Source organism: Saccharopolyspora tripterygii, assembly GCF_054778355.1.
Genome location: NZ_BAAGZP010000005.1, coordinates 60,896 through 76,234, shown reverse-complemented (window position 1 = coordinate 76,234; position 15,339 = coordinate 60,896). Strand labels below are relative to the sequence as shown.

General features: G+C 69.7%; 16 protein-coding genes. 5 read left to right on the top strand and 11 right to left on the bottom strand.

Going from position 1 to position 15,339, the window contains the following annotated elements; all coding sequences use genetic code 11:
* Nucleotides 1-653: 653 nt before the first annotated feature.
* Nucleotides 654-1,313 carry a response regulator transcription factor gene (locus ACYVF3_RS03815; RefSeq protein ID WP_461152860.1) on the bottom strand — a complete coding sequence of 220 codons (660 nt, stop codon included), beginning with the start codon at nucleotides 1,311-1,313 and terminating at the stop codon, nucleotides 654-656.
* Nucleotides 1,306-2,553: a sensor histidine kinase gene (locus ACYVF3_RS03810; protein WP_461152859.1), complete on the bottom strand. Its 1,248-nt coding sequence runs from the start codon at nucleotides 2,551-2,553 to the stop codon at nucleotides 1,306-1,308. Before ACYVF3_RS03810 ends, ACYVF3_RS03815 begins: the two co-directional genes overlap by 8 nt.
* A gap of 193 nt (nucleotides 2,554-2,746) precedes the next feature.
* On the opposite strand from ACYVF3_RS03810, the gene ACYVF3_RS03805 reads away from it, so the two are divergent.
* The 3 genes from ACYVF3_RS03805 to ACYVF3_RS03795 all read left to right on the top strand — a co-directional run bounded on the left by ACYVF3_RS03805 (nucleotide 2,747) and on the right by ACYVF3_RS03795 (nucleotide 6,356).
* Nucleotides 2,747-4,246: a glycosyltransferase family 39 protein gene (locus ACYVF3_RS03805; RefSeq protein ID WP_461152858.1), complete on the top strand. Its 1,500-nt coding sequence runs from the start codon at nucleotides 2,747-2,749 to the stop codon at nucleotides 4,244-4,246.
* Nucleotides 4,247-4,380: 134 nt separating this feature from the next.
* Complete coding sequence (locus tag ACYVF3_RS03800; protein WP_461152857.1) at nucleotides 4,381-4,878, top strand: PH domain-containing protein; 498 nt, start codon at nucleotides 4,381-4,383, stop codon at nucleotides 4,876-4,878.
* Nucleotides 4,875-6,356, top strand: a complete 1,482-nt coding sequence (locus ACYVF3_RS03795) for a PH domain-containing protein (protein ID WP_461152856.1) — start codon at nucleotides 4,875-4,877, stop codon at nucleotides 6,354-6,356. Before ACYVF3_RS03800 ends, ACYVF3_RS03795 begins: the two co-directional genes overlap by 4 nt.
* A 56-nt stretch (nucleotides 6,357-6,412) precedes the next feature.
* Here ACYVF3_RS03795 and ACYVF3_RS03790 read toward each other — a convergent pair whose 3' ends face one another.
* The 3 genes from ACYVF3_RS03790 to ACYVF3_RS03780 all read right to left on the bottom strand — a co-directional run bounded on the left by ACYVF3_RS03790 (nucleotide 6,413) and on the right by ACYVF3_RS03780 (nucleotide 9,685).
* Entirely contained in the window at nucleotides 6,413-6,607 is a 195-nt protein-coding gene (locus ACYVF3_RS03790; protein WP_461152855.1) for a DUF397 domain-containing protein, read from the bottom strand.
* Complete coding sequence (locus ACYVF3_RS03785; protein WP_461152854.1) at nucleotides 6,608-7,456, bottom strand: helix-turn-helix domain-containing protein; 849 nt, start codon at nucleotides 7,454-7,456, stop codon at nucleotides 6,608-6,610. It abuts the gene before it with no gap.
* Nucleotides 7,457-7,951: 495 nt separating this feature from the next.
* A complete protein-coding gene (locus ACYVF3_RS03780) occupies nucleotides 7,952-9,685 on the bottom strand; it encodes a pyruvate dehydrogenase (RefSeq protein WP_461152853.1) in 1,734 nt (577 codons plus the stop codon).
* A 211-nt stretch (nucleotides 9,686-9,896) separates the two neighbouring features.
* Here ACYVF3_RS03780 and ACYVF3_RS03775 point away from each other — a divergent pair, with 211 nt between their 5' ends.
* Together ACYVF3_RS03775 and bcp are read left to right on the top strand one after the other, a co-directional pair.
* The gene (locus tag ACYVF3_RS03775; RefSeq protein ID WP_461152852.1) at nucleotides 9,897-10,028 is read left to right on the top strand and encodes a hypothetical protein; all 132 of its coding nucleotides are present in this window, start codon (nucleotides 9,897-9,899) and stop codon (nucleotides 10,026-10,028) included.
* 31 nt (nucleotides 10,029-10,059) lie between these two features.
* Entirely contained in the window at nucleotides 10,060-10,533 is a 474-nt protein-coding gene (bcp, locus tag ACYVF3_RS03770) for a thioredoxin-dependent thiol peroxidase (RefSeq protein ID WP_461152851.1), read from the top strand.
* Between the two features lie 135 nt (nucleotides 10,534-10,668).
* On the opposite strand, the gene ACYVF3_RS03765 is transcribed toward bcp, so the two are convergent.
* The 6 genes from ACYVF3_RS03765 to ACYVF3_RS03740 all read right to left on the bottom strand — a co-directional run bounded on the left by ACYVF3_RS03765 (nucleotide 10,669) and on the right by ACYVF3_RS03740 (nucleotide 15,190).
* On the bottom strand, nucleotides 10,669-11,427 hold the full coding sequence (locus ACYVF3_RS03765; RefSeq protein WP_461152850.1) for a sulfite exporter TauE/SafE family protein: 759 nt from the start codon (nucleotides 11,425-11,427) through the stop codon (nucleotides 10,669-10,671).
* A gap of 58 nt (nucleotides 11,428-11,485) precedes the next feature.
* Entirely contained in the window at nucleotides 11,486-12,091 is a 606-nt protein-coding gene (gene rdgB / locus ACYVF3_RS03760; RefSeq protein ID WP_461152849.1) for an RdgB/HAM1 family non-canonical purine NTP pyrophosphatase, read from the bottom strand.
* On the bottom strand, nucleotides 12,088-12,843 hold the full coding sequence (rph, locus tag ACYVF3_RS03755; RefSeq protein WP_145743251.1) for a ribonuclease PH: 756 nt from the start codon (nucleotides 12,841-12,843) through the stop codon (nucleotides 12,088-12,090). Before rph ends, rdgB begins: the two co-directional genes overlap by 4 nt.
* A gap of 126 nt (nucleotides 12,844-12,969) precedes the next feature.
* Nucleotides 12,970-13,740: an MBL fold metallo-hydrolase gene (locus tag ACYVF3_RS03750; RefSeq protein WP_461152848.1), complete on the bottom strand. Its 771-nt coding sequence runs from the start codon at nucleotides 13,738-13,740 to the stop codon at nucleotides 12,970-12,972.
* Complete coding sequence (gene murI / locus ACYVF3_RS03745) at nucleotides 13,737-14,552, bottom strand: glutamate racemase (protein ID WP_461152847.1); 816 nt, start codon at nucleotides 14,550-14,552, stop codon at nucleotides 13,737-13,739. The genes ACYVF3_RS03750 and murI overlap by 4 nt, the downstream gene beginning before the upstream one ends.
* Entirely contained in the window at nucleotides 14,549-15,190 is a 642-nt protein-coding gene (locus ACYVF3_RS03740; RefSeq protein ID WP_461152846.1) for a rhomboid family intramembrane serine protease, read from the bottom strand. Before ACYVF3_RS03740 ends, murI begins: the two co-directional genes overlap by 4 nt.
* Nucleotides 15,191-15,339 lie beyond the last annotated feature (149 nt).

The following is a 15,339-nucleotide window of genomic DNA, read 5'->3' as shown; positions in this document are numbered from 1 at the left end:
TCTTGCCACGAGAACTCCAGCCGAAGGCCTGCCTTCCCGCAACCGGCTCCCCGCAGCAATCTTGTCCGAACACTAACCAACCCCGTTACAAGCGCGAAAGAGACGGATTTTGCCGCTTTTCCCCATTGATCCCCAGGTCACAAGCCTGATGGCCAAAGGAAAAGCAACACCCGGGCGACATTTGCTCACCGGTGAAACCAACGCCAGGCATACGGCGAAGCCGGCGACGCGGGTGGAGGTGATGGGAGTGGTGACGCGGGGATGGTGGGGAAGTTTTCATGAAAACTTCCCTTTCTCACTGCCCCACCCTCGCAACCCGCACCGCCGGGGGTTCCCCCACCCGCACCGCTGAGCACAGAGACCACCGGCAGAGGGCCCTCGAAGACAAGGAGAAAGGCACCCTCGGCGCACCCCGAATGCGCCGAGGGTGCCCTCGTTGCGGCCGGACCCCTCCGACCGGTGCGCCATCGATCCCCGAACCGAGGGCGCTGACGCGTTTCCGGCCCCGACAACCGTTCGAAACGCGTCACCTATGGTGTACCGATCTTGGTTGGAATATTCCAGAGCCAATCGGTGGAGCTCACTCGATTGATCGTTAAACCTGTTGGACCAATCCACCCGGATGGCCCAGTGACGAACGGGCGTGACTCAGATCATCGCGGCACGAGGCCCGCGTCGTAGGCCAGCAGCCCCGCCTGCAAGCGGTTCTCGCAGTCGAGCTTCACGAGCATCCTGGACACGTAGCTCTTCACCGTGGCCTCGGAGAGGTGCAGCTGCGCGGCGATCTGCGAGTTGGACATCCCGCGCCCGAGGCAGGTGAGCACCTCGACCTCCCGCTCGGTGAGGTCGCGGATCAGCTGGACCGCGCGCTCCCGGGATGCCTGCTCGCCGCCGGTCGCCGCCAGCAGGCGTCGTTTCGCCTCCTCGGAGAGGACGGTGTGCCCGTCGGCGGCGACCCGGACCAGGCCGATGAGGTCCTGCGGCGGAGTCGACTTGATCAGGAAGCCGACGGCGCCGGCTCGCAGCGCGCGCAGCACGTACTTGTCGGCGTCGAACGTGGTCAGCGCGACCACCGCCGGGGCGGGGGACATCCGGCAGATCCGCTCGGTGGCGGTGAGCCCGTCGACACCGGGCATCCGCAGGTCCATCAGCACGACGTCGGGCTGGTGCCGCACGACGGCTTCGACGGCCGCGGCGCCGTCCTGGGCGTCGTCGACGACCTCGATGTCGGGTGCCGATCCGAGGATCGTCCGCAGGTGCGCGCAGACCATCGGCTCGTCGTCGACGACGAGCACGCGGACCGTCTCAGGCATCGGCGCTCTCCTCGGTGGGCACGTACCCGGGCAGTATGGCCTCGACCTCGAATCCACCGCCGTCGACGGGCCCGGACCGCAAGGAACCGCCGACGAGCTCGACGCGCTGCTGCAGTCCGAGCAGGCCGACTCCCGCTCCGCTGCCGGCGAGCTCGGGCACGCGACCGGACGGAGCGGTGTTGCGGATGCTCACGCGGACCCGGTCGTCGCTGTAGAGGACGCGCACGTGCACGTCGGCGCCGGGCGCGTGCTTGTGCGCGTTGGTCAGCCCTTCCTGGACGACGCGGTAGGCCGTCCTGCCCACGGCCGAGGTGACCGGCCCGGCGTCGCCGCTCGTGGTCAGCTCCACGGACATGCCGACGCCCTCGGACCGGGCGATGAGCTCGCGGAGGTCGGGAACGTCGGTGGGCTGGGCGACCTCGGCTTCGTCCTGCTCGATCTCGCTGCGGCGGAGAACGCCGACCAGGTCGCGCAGTTCGGCGAGCGCTTCACCACCGCTGGTGCGCATCTCCTCGGCTGCTCGGTGCACGGCGGGATCGTCGCTGAGCACGCCGAGCGCACCGGCCTGCAGCACCATCAGGTTGACGCGATGGGTGACCACGTCGTGCATCTCCACGGCCAGCCGGGCCCGTTCGTCCACGCGCGCCTGCTCGGCGAGCAGTTCGCGCTCGCGTTCCGCGCGTTCGGCGCGCTCCCGCAGCGCGACCTCCAGCTTGTGGCGCGCGGCGGCGTAGAGGCCGAGCACGATCGGGAAGATCGTCCAGCCCGCACCGGCGACGATCACCTCCGGGTTGGAGACGTTCCACAACCTCATGCCCACCACGGTCACCACGGCCATCAACGCCCAGGTGAGGGAGCGGGCACCGCGACCGTAGACGATCACGGCGTAGAGGACCCACGGCGTGACACCGGGCACCCAGGGATCGGTTTCCAGGTTGACCTGCATGAACGGTCCCGGGCCGAGCTCGATGAGCAGGGCCTGGGCCACCGAGAGCACGGTGATCATCCACAGCAGCACCATCGGGAACCGGCGACGCGCGAGCAGCCCGAGGTTCAGCACGACGTCGAGGACGCGAGTCAGCCACAACCCGCCGACCCAGTCGTAGGCGCTCAACGGCGTGTCGGTCGGGAAGGCGACGATGAACGCGTACGCGAACGCGTTCAGCACGATCACCAGGCAGATGTCGAATACGGCCTCACGCGGGGAGTTCCAAAGAAGCCGCCAGGGCGGTCGATTCACCCGATCCACGGTAGAGGGCGCCTTCCCCGATCGCGTAGCCGAATCCCGCCTGCGCCGCCCAGGTCTAGACGAAAGTTGCGCCCGGCCCGGAACGGCACAACCTTCGTCCACCCGGCTCACGACCAACCGCAGTGTCGATCTCCCGCTCCACCCGGATTTACTCGATGCCACATCACGATCCCTGGGGGAAGTCATGATCATCGATCCGCAGAAGGTGAGACCGGCACCGCCGGTCGGGTTGCACGCGCCGGCCCGGTGGCCGGTGCTGACCATCGCCGGTGTCCTCGCCCTGGTGCACGCCGTCGCGGGCGCGTTCGGGGACTACTGGATCGACGAGGTCTACATGCTGGCGGCCGGGAAGTACCACCCGAACTGGGGTTACGTCGACCAGCCGCCGCTGACGCCGCTGCTCGCCGCGGCGATGGACTTCATCGCGCCGGACTCGATGTTCGTGCTCCGCCTGCCCGCCGCGCTCGCCACCGGCGGCACGGTGGTGCTGATCGCCCTGCTGGCCCGCGAGCTGGGCGCCGACCGGCGAGCCCAGACCATCGCTGCGCTGGCCGGTGCGACCGGGCTGTGGAGCAACCTGATCGGTCACTGGACGGCTCCGTACACCTTCGAGCCGCTGCTGTGGACCGCCTTGCTGCTGCCGGTGGTGCGCTGGCTGCGGCAGCACTCCGAAGGCGCGGCCGACGACCGCCTGCTGCTGGTGTTCGGCGTGCTGCTGGGCATCAACCTGCAGGTGAAGTTCCAGGTCGTGCTGCTCTGCGCAGCCCTGCTGGTCAGCGCCCTGGCCGTGGGCCCGCGCGCGATCCTGACCCGGCCGATGCTGTGGGCGGGCACCGGTGTCGGGCTGCTGATCGCGTCGCCGACGCTGATCTGGCAGGCGGTCAACGGGTGGCCGCAGCTGGCGATGTCGTCGGTCGTCGCGCAGGAGTCCCCGATGCTCTCCGGCGGTCGCGACGGCACCGCAGTGCAGCTGGTGCTCTACGCCGGGGTGCTCGGCACCGCGCTGGTGCTCGGCGGCCTGTGGCTGCTGCTGCGCGCACCGTGGCTGCGCCCCTACCGGATGTTCGCCGTCACGGCGATCCTGCTGTGGGTCTTCTTCGTCGCCACCGCCGGCCGCCCGTACTACCTGATCGGGATGTACGGCCTGCCGATCGCGGCGGCGGTCGTGGGCCTGCAGCGGCGCAGGCAGGCCAAGCCGCCCCGCTGGGGGTGGGCGGCTTGGCCTGTCTACGCACTCTCGGTGGTCACCGCGGAAATGCTGGTGTTCGCGGGCGCTGCGATCAACCAGACCTTCTCGGCGGCGCTCACCAAGATCGAGAGCGACACGGTCAGCGACCGCATCGCCCGGGACGTCTCCGGTGCGTACCTGGCGCTGCCCGCCGAGCAGCGCAGCCGCACGGCGGTGATCGGCGACAGCTACATCGCCGCGGCGATGCTCGACGTCGGCAGCGCGCACCACCCGATGCCCGAGGTCTACAGCCCGCACCGGGGCTACGGCTACTTCGGCGCACCGACCGACGAGATCGACGCGGTCGTCTACTACGGGCGCGACGTGGAGTCCATCCGGCCCTACTTCACCGACGTCCGGCCCGCGATCCCCGGCGACGACCTCAAGGGGTGGATCGCCACCGGCCGGACCCAGTCCTGGGCGGCGATCTGGCCGCAGCTGAAGTCCCTCGGGTGACGCGGGACGGCGCCGCGAGCCGCTCCCCCGCAGGAGGCGCGGTTCCGGCGATCATGAAACCGCACGAAATCCCCACGCGTCCGCGGGCTGTTCGACACAATCCTGAGCACCACCCACGAAAGGGGTCCGCTGTGATGTCCGAAGACGGACTGCGGCTGCGCCCGCCGCGCAACCGGGTCGAACGACGAGCGATCGGCTGGTGGACGGCTCAAGCGCTCGCGCTGGTGCTCCCACCGGTGATCGTTCTCGTGGTGCTGGGCGTCCTGATCGAGCCCGCCCGCTTCTGGCTGCTGCTGCCCGCAGTGCTGATCGCCGCGCTGGGCGCGGTCTACACCGCGGTGATGCCGCAGTGGCGGTACCGGGTGCACCGCTGGGAGATCACCGATGACGCGGTCTACACGGCTGCGGGCTGGCTGCGGCAGGAGTGGCGGATCGCGCCGATGTCGCGGATCCAGACCGTCGACACGGTGCGCGGTCCGCTGCAGCAGATGTTCGGCCTCTCCAGCGTCACCGTCACCACCGCCTCCGCAGCGGGACCGCTGAGCATCGACGGCATGGACCGCGAGCAGGCGACGGCGGTCGTCGAGCAGCTCACCGCCACCACCCAGGCCACCCCGGGAGACGCGACATGAACGTCACGGACGGGCAGTGGCACCGGCTGGACGCCAAGTCGATCGCGGCCGCGGGGGCGGTCGTCGCCGGACCAGTTCTGGCGGCGGTGCTGGTCATGGCCATCGCGGGCGCCGGTGTCATGCCGGTGCTCATCACCCTGCTGATCGGACTCGCTTCGGCGCTGCTCGTCGCCGGAATCGCCGCCTACCAGTGGTACTTCTTCCGGTACCGGATCACCGAGGAGCGCTTCGAGCAGCGACTCGGCGGGCTGTTCCGCAACCACCGGTCCCTCCCGCGCGAGCGGATCCGCACCGTGGACCTGACCGCCGCGCCGCACGAGCGGCTCTTCGGCATCACCACGGTGAAGATCAGCACCGGCGCGCAGGCGTCCGAGGCCACCATCCGGCTGCAGTCGATCACGCGATCGGCCGCCGAGAGCCTCCGCAGGGACATGACCCTCGGCGGCGAGTCCACTGTGGAGGACTCACCGGACGACGGCGTGCTGTCCCGGCTCAAGCCGGAGTGGCTCGGATACTCCGCGCTGACCTTCTCGCTGATGCTGGTCGTCTGGGGCGCCATCGGCTCCGCCGTGGGCTCCTTCGACGAGCTGCTGCGCAAGTGGGGCGCGTTCGAGGCGCTCGGCGGCATCATCACCGCGCTGGGCATCGTGACCTTCGTGCTGGTCGTGGCCGCGATCGCGATCGTGATCGGGGTGCTCGGGTCGTTCCTGCTCTCGCTGGAGATGTGGTGGGGCTTCCAGCTCACCCGCGAACCCGGGACGCTGCGGGTCAAGCGCGGCCTGCTCACCACGCGATCGCTCTCGCTGGAAGAACGTCGGCTGCGCGGGCTGGAGCTGTGCGAACCGCTGCCGCTGCGGCTGGCCGGAGGCGCCCGCCTCAACGCGGTCGCGACCGGCCTGCAGGAGCAGAAGCAGGACCAGAAGCAGCCGGACAGCAAGACGCTGCTGCCACCGGCTCCCCGCACCGAAGCCCGGCGGGTCGCGTCCGCCGTGCTGCGCGACCAGCCGTTCGACGTCGCTCTCACCCGGCACCCCACCTCGGCGATGCGGCGCCGCATCGGCTGGGCGCTCATGAGCGCACTCGCGGTCGCCGTCGTGGTGGCGATCCCGGCCGTGCCGGGCTGGATCCCGGCCGGCTTCGCCATCGCCCTGGTGCTGCTGGCGCTGGTGGCCGGCCTGGGCTTCGCCGTCGACGCCTACCGCGCCCTCGGGCACGCGCTGGACGAGCGGTACCTGCTGGCGCGCAACGGAAGCGCTTTGCGGCGCACCGTGGCGCTGCAACGCGAGAACATCATCGGATGGCGGATCTCCCGCACGGTGTTCCAGCGCCGTTCGGGTCTGATGACCGTCGGCGCGACGACCGCTGCCGGATCGAGCGTGTACCGGATCTACGACGTTCCGGCCGGTGAAGGCCTGGCACTGGCGGACGAAGCCGTTCCCGGCCTGCTCGCGCCGTTCCTGGAACGCGTTGAGAAATAGAGTTTTTCGGATGCTGATGGGGAGCGCCCCCGATGCAACGCGCTCCCCTCGGCGCATCAGCCCTGGTCGAACCGGCCGCTCTTGATACCGCCGACGAACTCCTGCCACAGCTTCGAGGCGACCTCGATCCGTCCCGCCCCCCGGTTCTTGGTGTCCCGCACACCAACGTGATCGGACCCGAAGCCGACCTCGACGCACTGACCCTGCCCCTGGGAGCGGGAACTGGTGCGCCAGCAGGATATTTCCGGCATCTACAACTCTCCTATGCGTTGTTGGATGAAATCGATCGAACCCTCCGGGTCTACCGCATGCGCTCTCAGATGGTCCATCATCGTGGCGTAGTTCGTCAGCTCGATCTCGCGCTCCAGGTACAGCCCACCCACATGGGTCTCCAGGTAGACCACGTCCGGGTCAATGTGGTTGGAGTAGCGGAGGATCACGAACGGACCTGCTTGCGCGGGATGCGCTCCTGCGTCCAGCGGCATCACCTGCAACGTGACGTTGGCGAGCTGCCCCAGCTTGAGCATGTGCTCCAGCTGCCTGCGCAGCACCCCATCACCGCCGACGGGCCGGCGCAGCGCCGCCTCGCCCACCACCGCCCACAGCTCCAGCGGGGTGTCCCCGGTGACGCGCTCCTGGCGCTGGATCCGCAGGTCCACGCGCCTCCCGATCTCCGCGTCGTGCGCCCGGAACAACGTGGATTTCGTGATGGCGTAGGCGTATTCACGCGTCTGCAGCAATCCGGGGATCGCTTCTGACTCGTAGGTGTGAATGCTGGACGCCTCAGCTTCAAGCCCCACGTAGGTCTCGTACCACTCCGGCAGCACGTCGCTGTAGGAGTGCCACCACCCGCGCTTGCGGGCGTCGCGAGCGAGGTTGATCAGGGGCTCCCGCTCGGCGTTGTCCACGCCGTAGAAGTCCAGCAGTGCCGACACATCACCGACCGAGGGTGACCTCTTCGCGGTCTCGAACCGCCCGATCTTCGCCTGCGTGCAACCGAGGTGGCTGGCGGCCTGCTGCTGGGTGACCTCCGACTGCGCGCGCAGCTTGCGCAGCTCGGCGGCCAGCCTGCGACGACGGACCGTGGGACTGACTGTCATGGCCCCCATCTTGCCGGGCCCGCCACACCGAGTCACATCCTGATCACCCTTACGACATCTTCACAGGAAGCTTCTGCGGGTGGATGCTCGTCGTGGCGGCCCGATCAGGAGGGCCGGACCGCCATCTCGGGGGGGGTGACGTTCCAGGTGTACCTGTTGATGCTCGCGTCCGTTCTCGTCTGGGCCCTGTTCTTCGGCATGGGCCTGCTCCTCTGGTGGAGAGCAGGCCACCTCACCTCTCCCAGGGATCCGGATTGAGGTCTCCAAGGTCCCAGTGGCCGACTTGCTTGGCGGTGCGGGTAGCGGAACCTGACACGTCTTCTGGCCTCCGTGCGCCACGGCTTATGTATGTCCAATACACGGCGCCGCGGCGTACTCACCCAGAAGACGTGTCAGAACCCGCGGCGGTGCAGGTTGAGTCCCACACCTGGAACAGCGGCTGCCGCCGCGGCCGCCTGGATCTGAATTCGCCTTCGTCTCGACGAACCTGTCGGCCTACGGCCTCGGGACGTTGCGGAGGTTGCTCCTGGCGAGTTGGACCATCTTGCCGACGCCGCCGGACAGGACCGTGCGGCTGACGGCGAGCGCGAAGCCCTTCACCTGCTCGCCGGTGATCTGCGGCGGCAGCGACAGCGCGTTCGGGTCGGTCACGACGTCGACGAGCGCGGGCCCCGGGTGCGCCAGCACCTCGGCGAGCGCGTCGCGGACCTCACCGGGCTTCTCCACCCGGACCGAGTGGATGCCGGCCGCGCGCGCGATCGCCGCGAAGTCGACGCCGTCGTGGTCGGTGCCGAAGTCCGGCATCCCGTCGACCAGCATCTCCAGCTTCACCATGCCCAGCGAGGAGTTGTTGAACACCACGGTCTTCACCGGCAGCTGGTGGGTGCGCAGGCTCAGCAGCTCGCCCATCAGCATCGACAGACCGCCGTCGCCGGACATCGACACCACCTGGCGCTCCGGCGCGGCCAGTTGCGCGCCGATCGCCTGCGGGAGGGCGTTGGCCATCGAGCCGTGGACGAAGGAGCCGAGCACCCGGCGTCGCCCGTTGGGCGTGACGTAGCGGGCCGCCCACACGTTGCACATTCCGGTGTCCACTGTGAACACGGCGTCGTCGGAGGCCAGGTCGTCGAGCACGTCGGCGACGTACTCGGGGTGGATGGGCACCTGCGACTCGACGTTGCGCGTGTAGGCGTCGACGACCTTCTCCAGCTGGCCGGCGTGCTCGCGCAACATCCGGTCCAGGTAGGAGCGGTCGGTCTTGGTCGAGAGCTCGGGCAGGACCGCCCGGATCGTCTCGGCGACGTCGCCGTGCACCGCCAGGTCCAGGACCGTGCGGCGGCCCAGGTGCGCGGGCTCGATGTCGACCTGCACGGTGTTGGCCTGCGGCAGGAAGTTGTCGTACGGGAAGTCGGTGCCCAGCAGCAGCACGAGGTCGGCCTTGTGCATCGCCTCGTGGCAGGCGCCGTAGCCGAGCAACCCGCTCATGCCGACGTCGTAGGGGTTGTCGTACTGGATCCACTCCTTGCCGCGCAGCGCGTGCCCGACCGGCGCCTTGATCTTCTCCGCGAGCTCCATCACATCGGCGTGCGCACCGCGAGAACCCGCGCCGCAGAACAGCATCGGCCGCTCGGCGCGGTTGATCCTCTCCGCGAGTTCGTCGACCTGGTCGCGCGAGGGCAGCAGGGTCGGCGGATCCCAGTCGACCACGCCCTGACCGGTCGGCTTCGCCGCGGCCTCCTCGGCGACGTCACCCGGCATCACCAGCACCGACACCCCGCGCCGCCCGACCGCGGTCTGGATCGCCGAGCGCAGGAGTCGCGGCATCTGCGTCGGCTGCGAGAGGAGTTCGCAGAAGTGGCTGCACTCGTTGAACAGCTCTTCGGGGTGGGTCTCCTGGAAGAAGCCGGTGCCGATCTGCGCGGACGGGATGTGCGAGGCCAGCGCCAGCACCGGAGCGCTGCTGCGGTGCGCGTCGTAGAGCCCGTTGATCAGGTGCAGGTTGCCCGGGCCGCAGCTGCCCGCGCACACCGCGAGCCGCCCGGTGACCTGCGCTTCAGCGCTCGCGGCGAACGCCGCTGCTTCTTCGTGCCGGGTGTGCACCCATTCGATTCCCTCGGTCCGGCGGACGGCGTCGACCACCGGGTTGAGGCTGTCGCCGACGATCCCGTAGATCCGCTTCACACCGGCCTGCACGAGGACTTCGATGAACTGTTCGGCGACGGTCGGCATAGCACTCCTGTCGTTGAACGCGGTCGATGGCCACCTCCTCGTCTACGCGTAGGTCATCACCCCTGCAACCCCATAGCCCGATCGAGGGACACCGGTAACGATCTCCGCGGAACCGGCGATCTCCAGTGTGTCCGCCTCGGAGGCGGTTTCCGGTACTGCGAAAGGAAATTCGACGGTGTCCGTCCGCGTCTACACGAGGTGCGCAATTGCCGTGACGACTTCGGCGTTGGCCGGGTTGATCGTCGGCGGGTTCATCGTCGTCCAGCAGCAACCGGTGCAGCCGGCGATCCAGCAGGTGTCCCAACTCACCCCCGCGGCAGGCGGGGCGGCGCTGCCCGAATGAGCCGTCCGGCCCATCGGCTAGCGTCGCGGGCATGAGCGAACAGAACCGACTTTCCGACGGCGACGCCGCGCCCGAGTTCTCGCTGCCGGACGCCGACGGCAACACCGTGTCGCTGAGCGACTTCCGCGGACGTTCGGTGGTCGTCTACTTCTACCCCGCCGCGAGCACCCCGGGCTGCACCAAGGAGGCCTGCGACTTCCGCGACAGCCTCGCCGAGCTCAACGACGCCGGTTTCGAGGTGCTGGGCGTCTCGCCCGACAAGCCCGCCAAGCTCGCGAAGTTCCGCGACAACGAGGGGCTGACGTTCCCGCTGCTGTCCGACGAGGACCGGGCCGTCATGACAGCCTGGGGCGCCTTCGGTGAGAAGAAGAACTACGGCAAGGTCGTCCAGGGCGTCATCCGGTCGACCTTCGTCGTCGACGCCGACGGCAAGATCGCCAAGGCCCTCTACAACGTCAAGGCCACCGGCCACGTCGAGCGCCTCCGCAAGGAGATCGGCGTCTAAGAGCCGGCACGAGCCGTTGCTCCAAGTGCAGGGTCCCCTCGAGGGCTCTCCCGGCGTTTCGTCGGGTGGGTTGGGGTGGGGAAGTTTTCATGAAAACTTCCCCACCCCACCCGAGACGAGCGGAGGAACGGCCTCTCAGTCCAGGACCATGTAGACGGCCACGCCCGCGGCGATGACCACGACGAGGTAGCGGAGCAGCGTTGAGGGCAGGCGCTGCGCGACCTTGCCGCCCACGTAGCCGCCGAGGACCGTGGTGGGCACCAGCATCGCCACCGCCAGCCAGTCGACCGGCGCGATAAGCGAGTAGACCACCAGCGTGGCCGCGCTGCCGATCATGCCCAGCCAGCTCTTCAGCGCGTTGAGCCTGCGCATGCTGTCGGTCGCGGCGAGCACCAGGATCGCGATCAGGATGACGCTGCGGGCCCCGCCGAAGTACCCGCCGTAGATCGAGGCGAGGAAGATCCCGACGGTGAGCAGGACCGTCCGGTCCCCCTCTCCCTCCGCCGGTGTGCCGAGCCACTTGCGGATGGTGTTCTGGAAGGCCATCAGCACCGCCGAGAGCCCCACCAGCGCCGGGACCACGGCGTCGAACACCTCGCCCGGCAGGACCATCAGCAGCGCGCAGCCGATCGCCGAGCCCAGGCAGGCCGCGATCGACGTGCTCCACAACCTGCGCGCGTTGCCGGTGAGGTCGTCGCGCTGGCTGACCGCCGCGCCGACGAAACCCGGGCCCTGGGCGACCGAGTTGGTCACGTTGGCGACCAGCGGTGACATCCCGGTCGCCAGCAGCGCCGGGAACACCAGCAGGGAGCCTCCACCGGCCACCGCGTTCACCGCGCCGGACAGGAATCCGACGACGACGAGCAGGACCAGTTCGAACCAATCGGTGAACACGCACCGAAGTTAACCGCCGATGCCGCTGCTGCCCCCACCGGGGCGAGCGGCATCACACTCAGCCCGCCAGCTCCCGCAGAGCGGGCAGCAGCAGGCGCAGCGCCCGGCCGCGGTGGGAGTCGGCGTCCTTCTCCTCCGGGGACAGCTCCGCGCTGGTGCGCGTCCCGCCCTCCGGCACGAAGATCGGGTCGTAGCCGAACCCGTTGGCTCCGCGCGATTCCCGGATGATCGTGCCGCGCCACTCGCCGCGCACCACGGTCTCGCGCGCGTCGGGCCGCACGAGCGCGGCGGCGGAGACGAACGCCCCGCCGCGCCGCTCGTCGGGCACGTCGTTGATCTGCCCGAGCACCAGGTCGAGGTTCGCCTGGTCGTCGCCGTGCCGGCCCGCCCAGCGCGCCGAGAGCACGCCCGGCATCCCGTTGAGCGCGTCGACCTCCAGCCCGGAGTCGTCGGCGACGGCGGGAAGACCGGTGGCGCGGGCGGCGTCGGCGGCCTTGGCCACCGCGTTCTCCTCGAAGGTCGCGCCCGTCTCGGGCGCTTCGGGGAACTCCGGCACATCGGCCAGACCCACGACCTCCAGGCCGGTGACGCCCTCGGCGTCGAGGATGCGGCGCAGCTCCACCAGCTTCTTCTGGTTGCGGGTGGCCAGCAGCAACCGGCTCACGCAGCGCCTCCGGGCAGTTCGCCCGGGTACGGCTCGGCGAGCACGGACTCCTGCAGCCGCGCGAGCTCACCGCAGCCCGCCAGCGCGAAGTCGAGCATCTTGTCCATGGTGGACCGCGTGTAGGTCGCGCCCTCGCCGGTGCCCTGCACCTCGACCAGGGTGCCGTGGTCGGTGGCGACCACGTTCATGTCGACTTCGGCGCGCGAGTCCTCCTCGTAGGGCAGGTCCAGCCGCACCCGACCGTCGACGACGCCGACGCTGACCGCCTGGATCGAGCACGACAGCGGCTTCGGGTCGGACAGCCGCTTGGCGGCGCCCAGCCACGTCACCGCGTCGGCCAGCGCCACGTAGGCACCGGTGATCGCGGCGGTGCGGGTTCCGCCGTCGGCCTGGATCACGTCGCAGTCCAGGGTGATGGTGTTCTCGCCCAGCGCCGCCATGTCGATGCAGGCGCGCAGGGACCGGCCGACGAGCCGGGAGATCTCGTGGGTGCGGCCGCCGATGCGGCCCTTCACCGACTCGCGGGAGCTGCGCGTGTTGGTCGCCGAGGGCAGCATCGCGTACTCGGCGGTGACCCACCCCAGTCCGGAGCCGGTCCGCCAGCGCGGGACGCCCTCCTGCACGCTGGCCGCGCACAGCACCCGGGTACGGCCGAACTCCACCAGCACCGAACCGGCCGGCCAGTCCTGGTACCCCCGGGTGATCTTCACATCGCGAAGCTGATCGTCACTACGCCCATCCGCTCTAGCCACGGCTCAACCCTAAGCCCAGGCCTCGACTTCCCGTCGGAGGCCCCGCCCACCGGCACGACCCCGGGACCCATTCGAACTTCGCGCGAAATTGGAGTCCGAGGGTTCGCCCTCGGAACTCGAACTCCCTCACACCTCGTAGGTGGCGCCCGCCTGGACGAGCTGGGTCGGGCCGTCGAAGGTGGCGGCGGCCTCGGCGTGGATGGCGCCGTGGTCGGTCCAGGGCACCAGGTGGGTGATCAGCAGGCGTTCGGCTGCCGCGGTCTTGGCGACCTCGCCCGCCTGACGGCCGGAGAGGTGCACGTTCATCGGGGCGTCCTCGTGGTGCTCCCAGGACGCCTCCGCGAGCAGCACGTGCGCACCGGAGGCCAGCTCGTCGAGCTGTCCGCACGGCCCGGTGTCACCCGTGTAGGCGAGCACGCGGCCCTCGGCCTCGACGCGGAATCCCCAGGTCGGGCACAGGTGCGCGACCTCGACCGCGCGGATGCTGAACGGCCCGACGCGGACCGGCTCGGTGCTGACCGGGCGGAAGTCGAAGACGTCGGACAGGTCGGTCTCGGCGAGCTCGGCCGCGGTCGGCGCGTAGAGCGCGGCGAGCCGTTCCGGGGCGTTGTCCGGGCCGAACACCGGGAGCCGACGGGCGCGCGCGTCGTACGGCGGGTTCGGCCGGTAGCGCCGGTAGACGGTGAGCGCGCCGAAGTCGGCGCAGTGATCGGGGTGCAGGTGGCTGAACAGCAGCGCGTCGAGGTCGAACGGGTCGATGAAGCGCTGCATGGCGCCGAGGGTGCCGTTGCCCAGATCCAGCGCGATGCGGGTGCCACCGGACTCCAGCAGGTATCCGGACGCGGGCGAGTCGGGTCCGGGGATGCTCCCGGCACAACCGAGGACCGTCAGCTTCATGCGAGAGAGCTTGTCACGCGAAGCGGCCGAACGGCATCGGCTGAGGGAGCCGGACCGAGAAAGCGCCGGGCCAATCGGGCGAAACGCTCTGGTTCGCCCGTAGCGCGGAACTCGTGCTCGGGAAGGTTGTCCGGTTCGGCCATCTGGTCGTGCTCGGTGAGCACCCGCACGACGTCCTTGGCGGTCTCCTCCGCGCTGGAGACGAGCGTGACGTGCTCGCCCATCGCGAGCTGCAGGACCCCGGTCAGCAGCGGGTAGTGCGTGCAGCCGAGCACGAGGGTGTCGACACCGGCCTGCTGCAGCGGATCGAGGTAGTTCTGCGCGAGTCCCAGCACCTGCCTGCCGCTGGTGATGCCGCGCTCCACGAAGTCGGCGAACCGCGGGCAGGCCGCGGTGGTCAGCGCGATGTCCGGGGCCGCGGTGAAGGCGTCGTCGTAGGCGCGGGAGCGGATCGTGGCGTCGGTGCCGATGACCCCGACCCGCCGGTTGCGGGTGGTGGCCACAGCACGGCGGACGGCGGGCAGCACGACCTCCACGACGGGGATCGAGTAGCGCTCGCGCGCGTCGCGCAGGCAGGCCGACGAAGCGGTGTTGCAGGCGATGACCAGCATCTTCACGCCCTCGTCGACCATCGCGTCGGTGATCGCCAAGGTGCGGGAGCGGATCTCGGCCAGCGGCATGGGCCCGTAGGGGGCGTTGGCGGTGTCCCCGACGTAGTGGATGGTCTCGCCGGGCAGCTGGTCCATGATCGCGCGGCTCACGGTCAGCCCGCCGACGCCCGAGTCGAAGATCCCGATCGGAGCGTTGGTCACGCGGTCAGTGTGCCAGGCTCCGAGCGCGAAACCCGCCGTCGCGTGCTGCGCGCCACCAACCACGTGGCGAGCACCCCGCCGAGCGCACCGAACAGGTGGCCTTCCCACGAGATGCCGGGCTGGCCGGGGAGCACGCCCCAGAGCATCCCGCCCCAGTAGAAGAACAGCACGACCGCCACCAGGATCTGGGCGATGCTGCGCTGGGCGAACCCGCGCAGCAGCAGGAACACCATCCAGCCGAAGATCACGCCGGACGCCCCGACGTGGAATCCGGGCGCTCCGACGAGCCAGGTGCCGATGCCCGCGACGATCCACACGACCGCGGTGACCCCGATGAACTGCCGGATCCCGCCGGCCAGCAGCAGCCAGCCCAGGACGAACAGCGGCAGCGAGTTGCTGATCAGGTGCCCCCAGCCGAAGTGCAGCAGCGGCGCCCAGAGGATGCCGTCGAGCCCGTCGACGGTGCGCGGCTGGATGCCGTTGCCGTCGAGGTCCATCGCCACGTTGGGCGCGGGCGTCGCCGCGTCGTAGAACTCGATGGCGAACAGCCCCGCGATGGCGAGGAGCATTCCGATCGCGGCCCGGAGCGGGTTCGCTGGCAGCACTCGCGGGCGTGGGCGTTCCATCGGGCGTGTCACACCATCGAGCCTAGCGTTCCGGGAGAAGCGGAGGATCGGGATCGTCCCTGATTTCTCCGACACCGCGATCGAGCATCATCCCGGTGTCGAGTGAGTTGCGGATGAGCCGGGATTCCGCCATCCGGCCCCATCGGATGATCTTGGCGGTA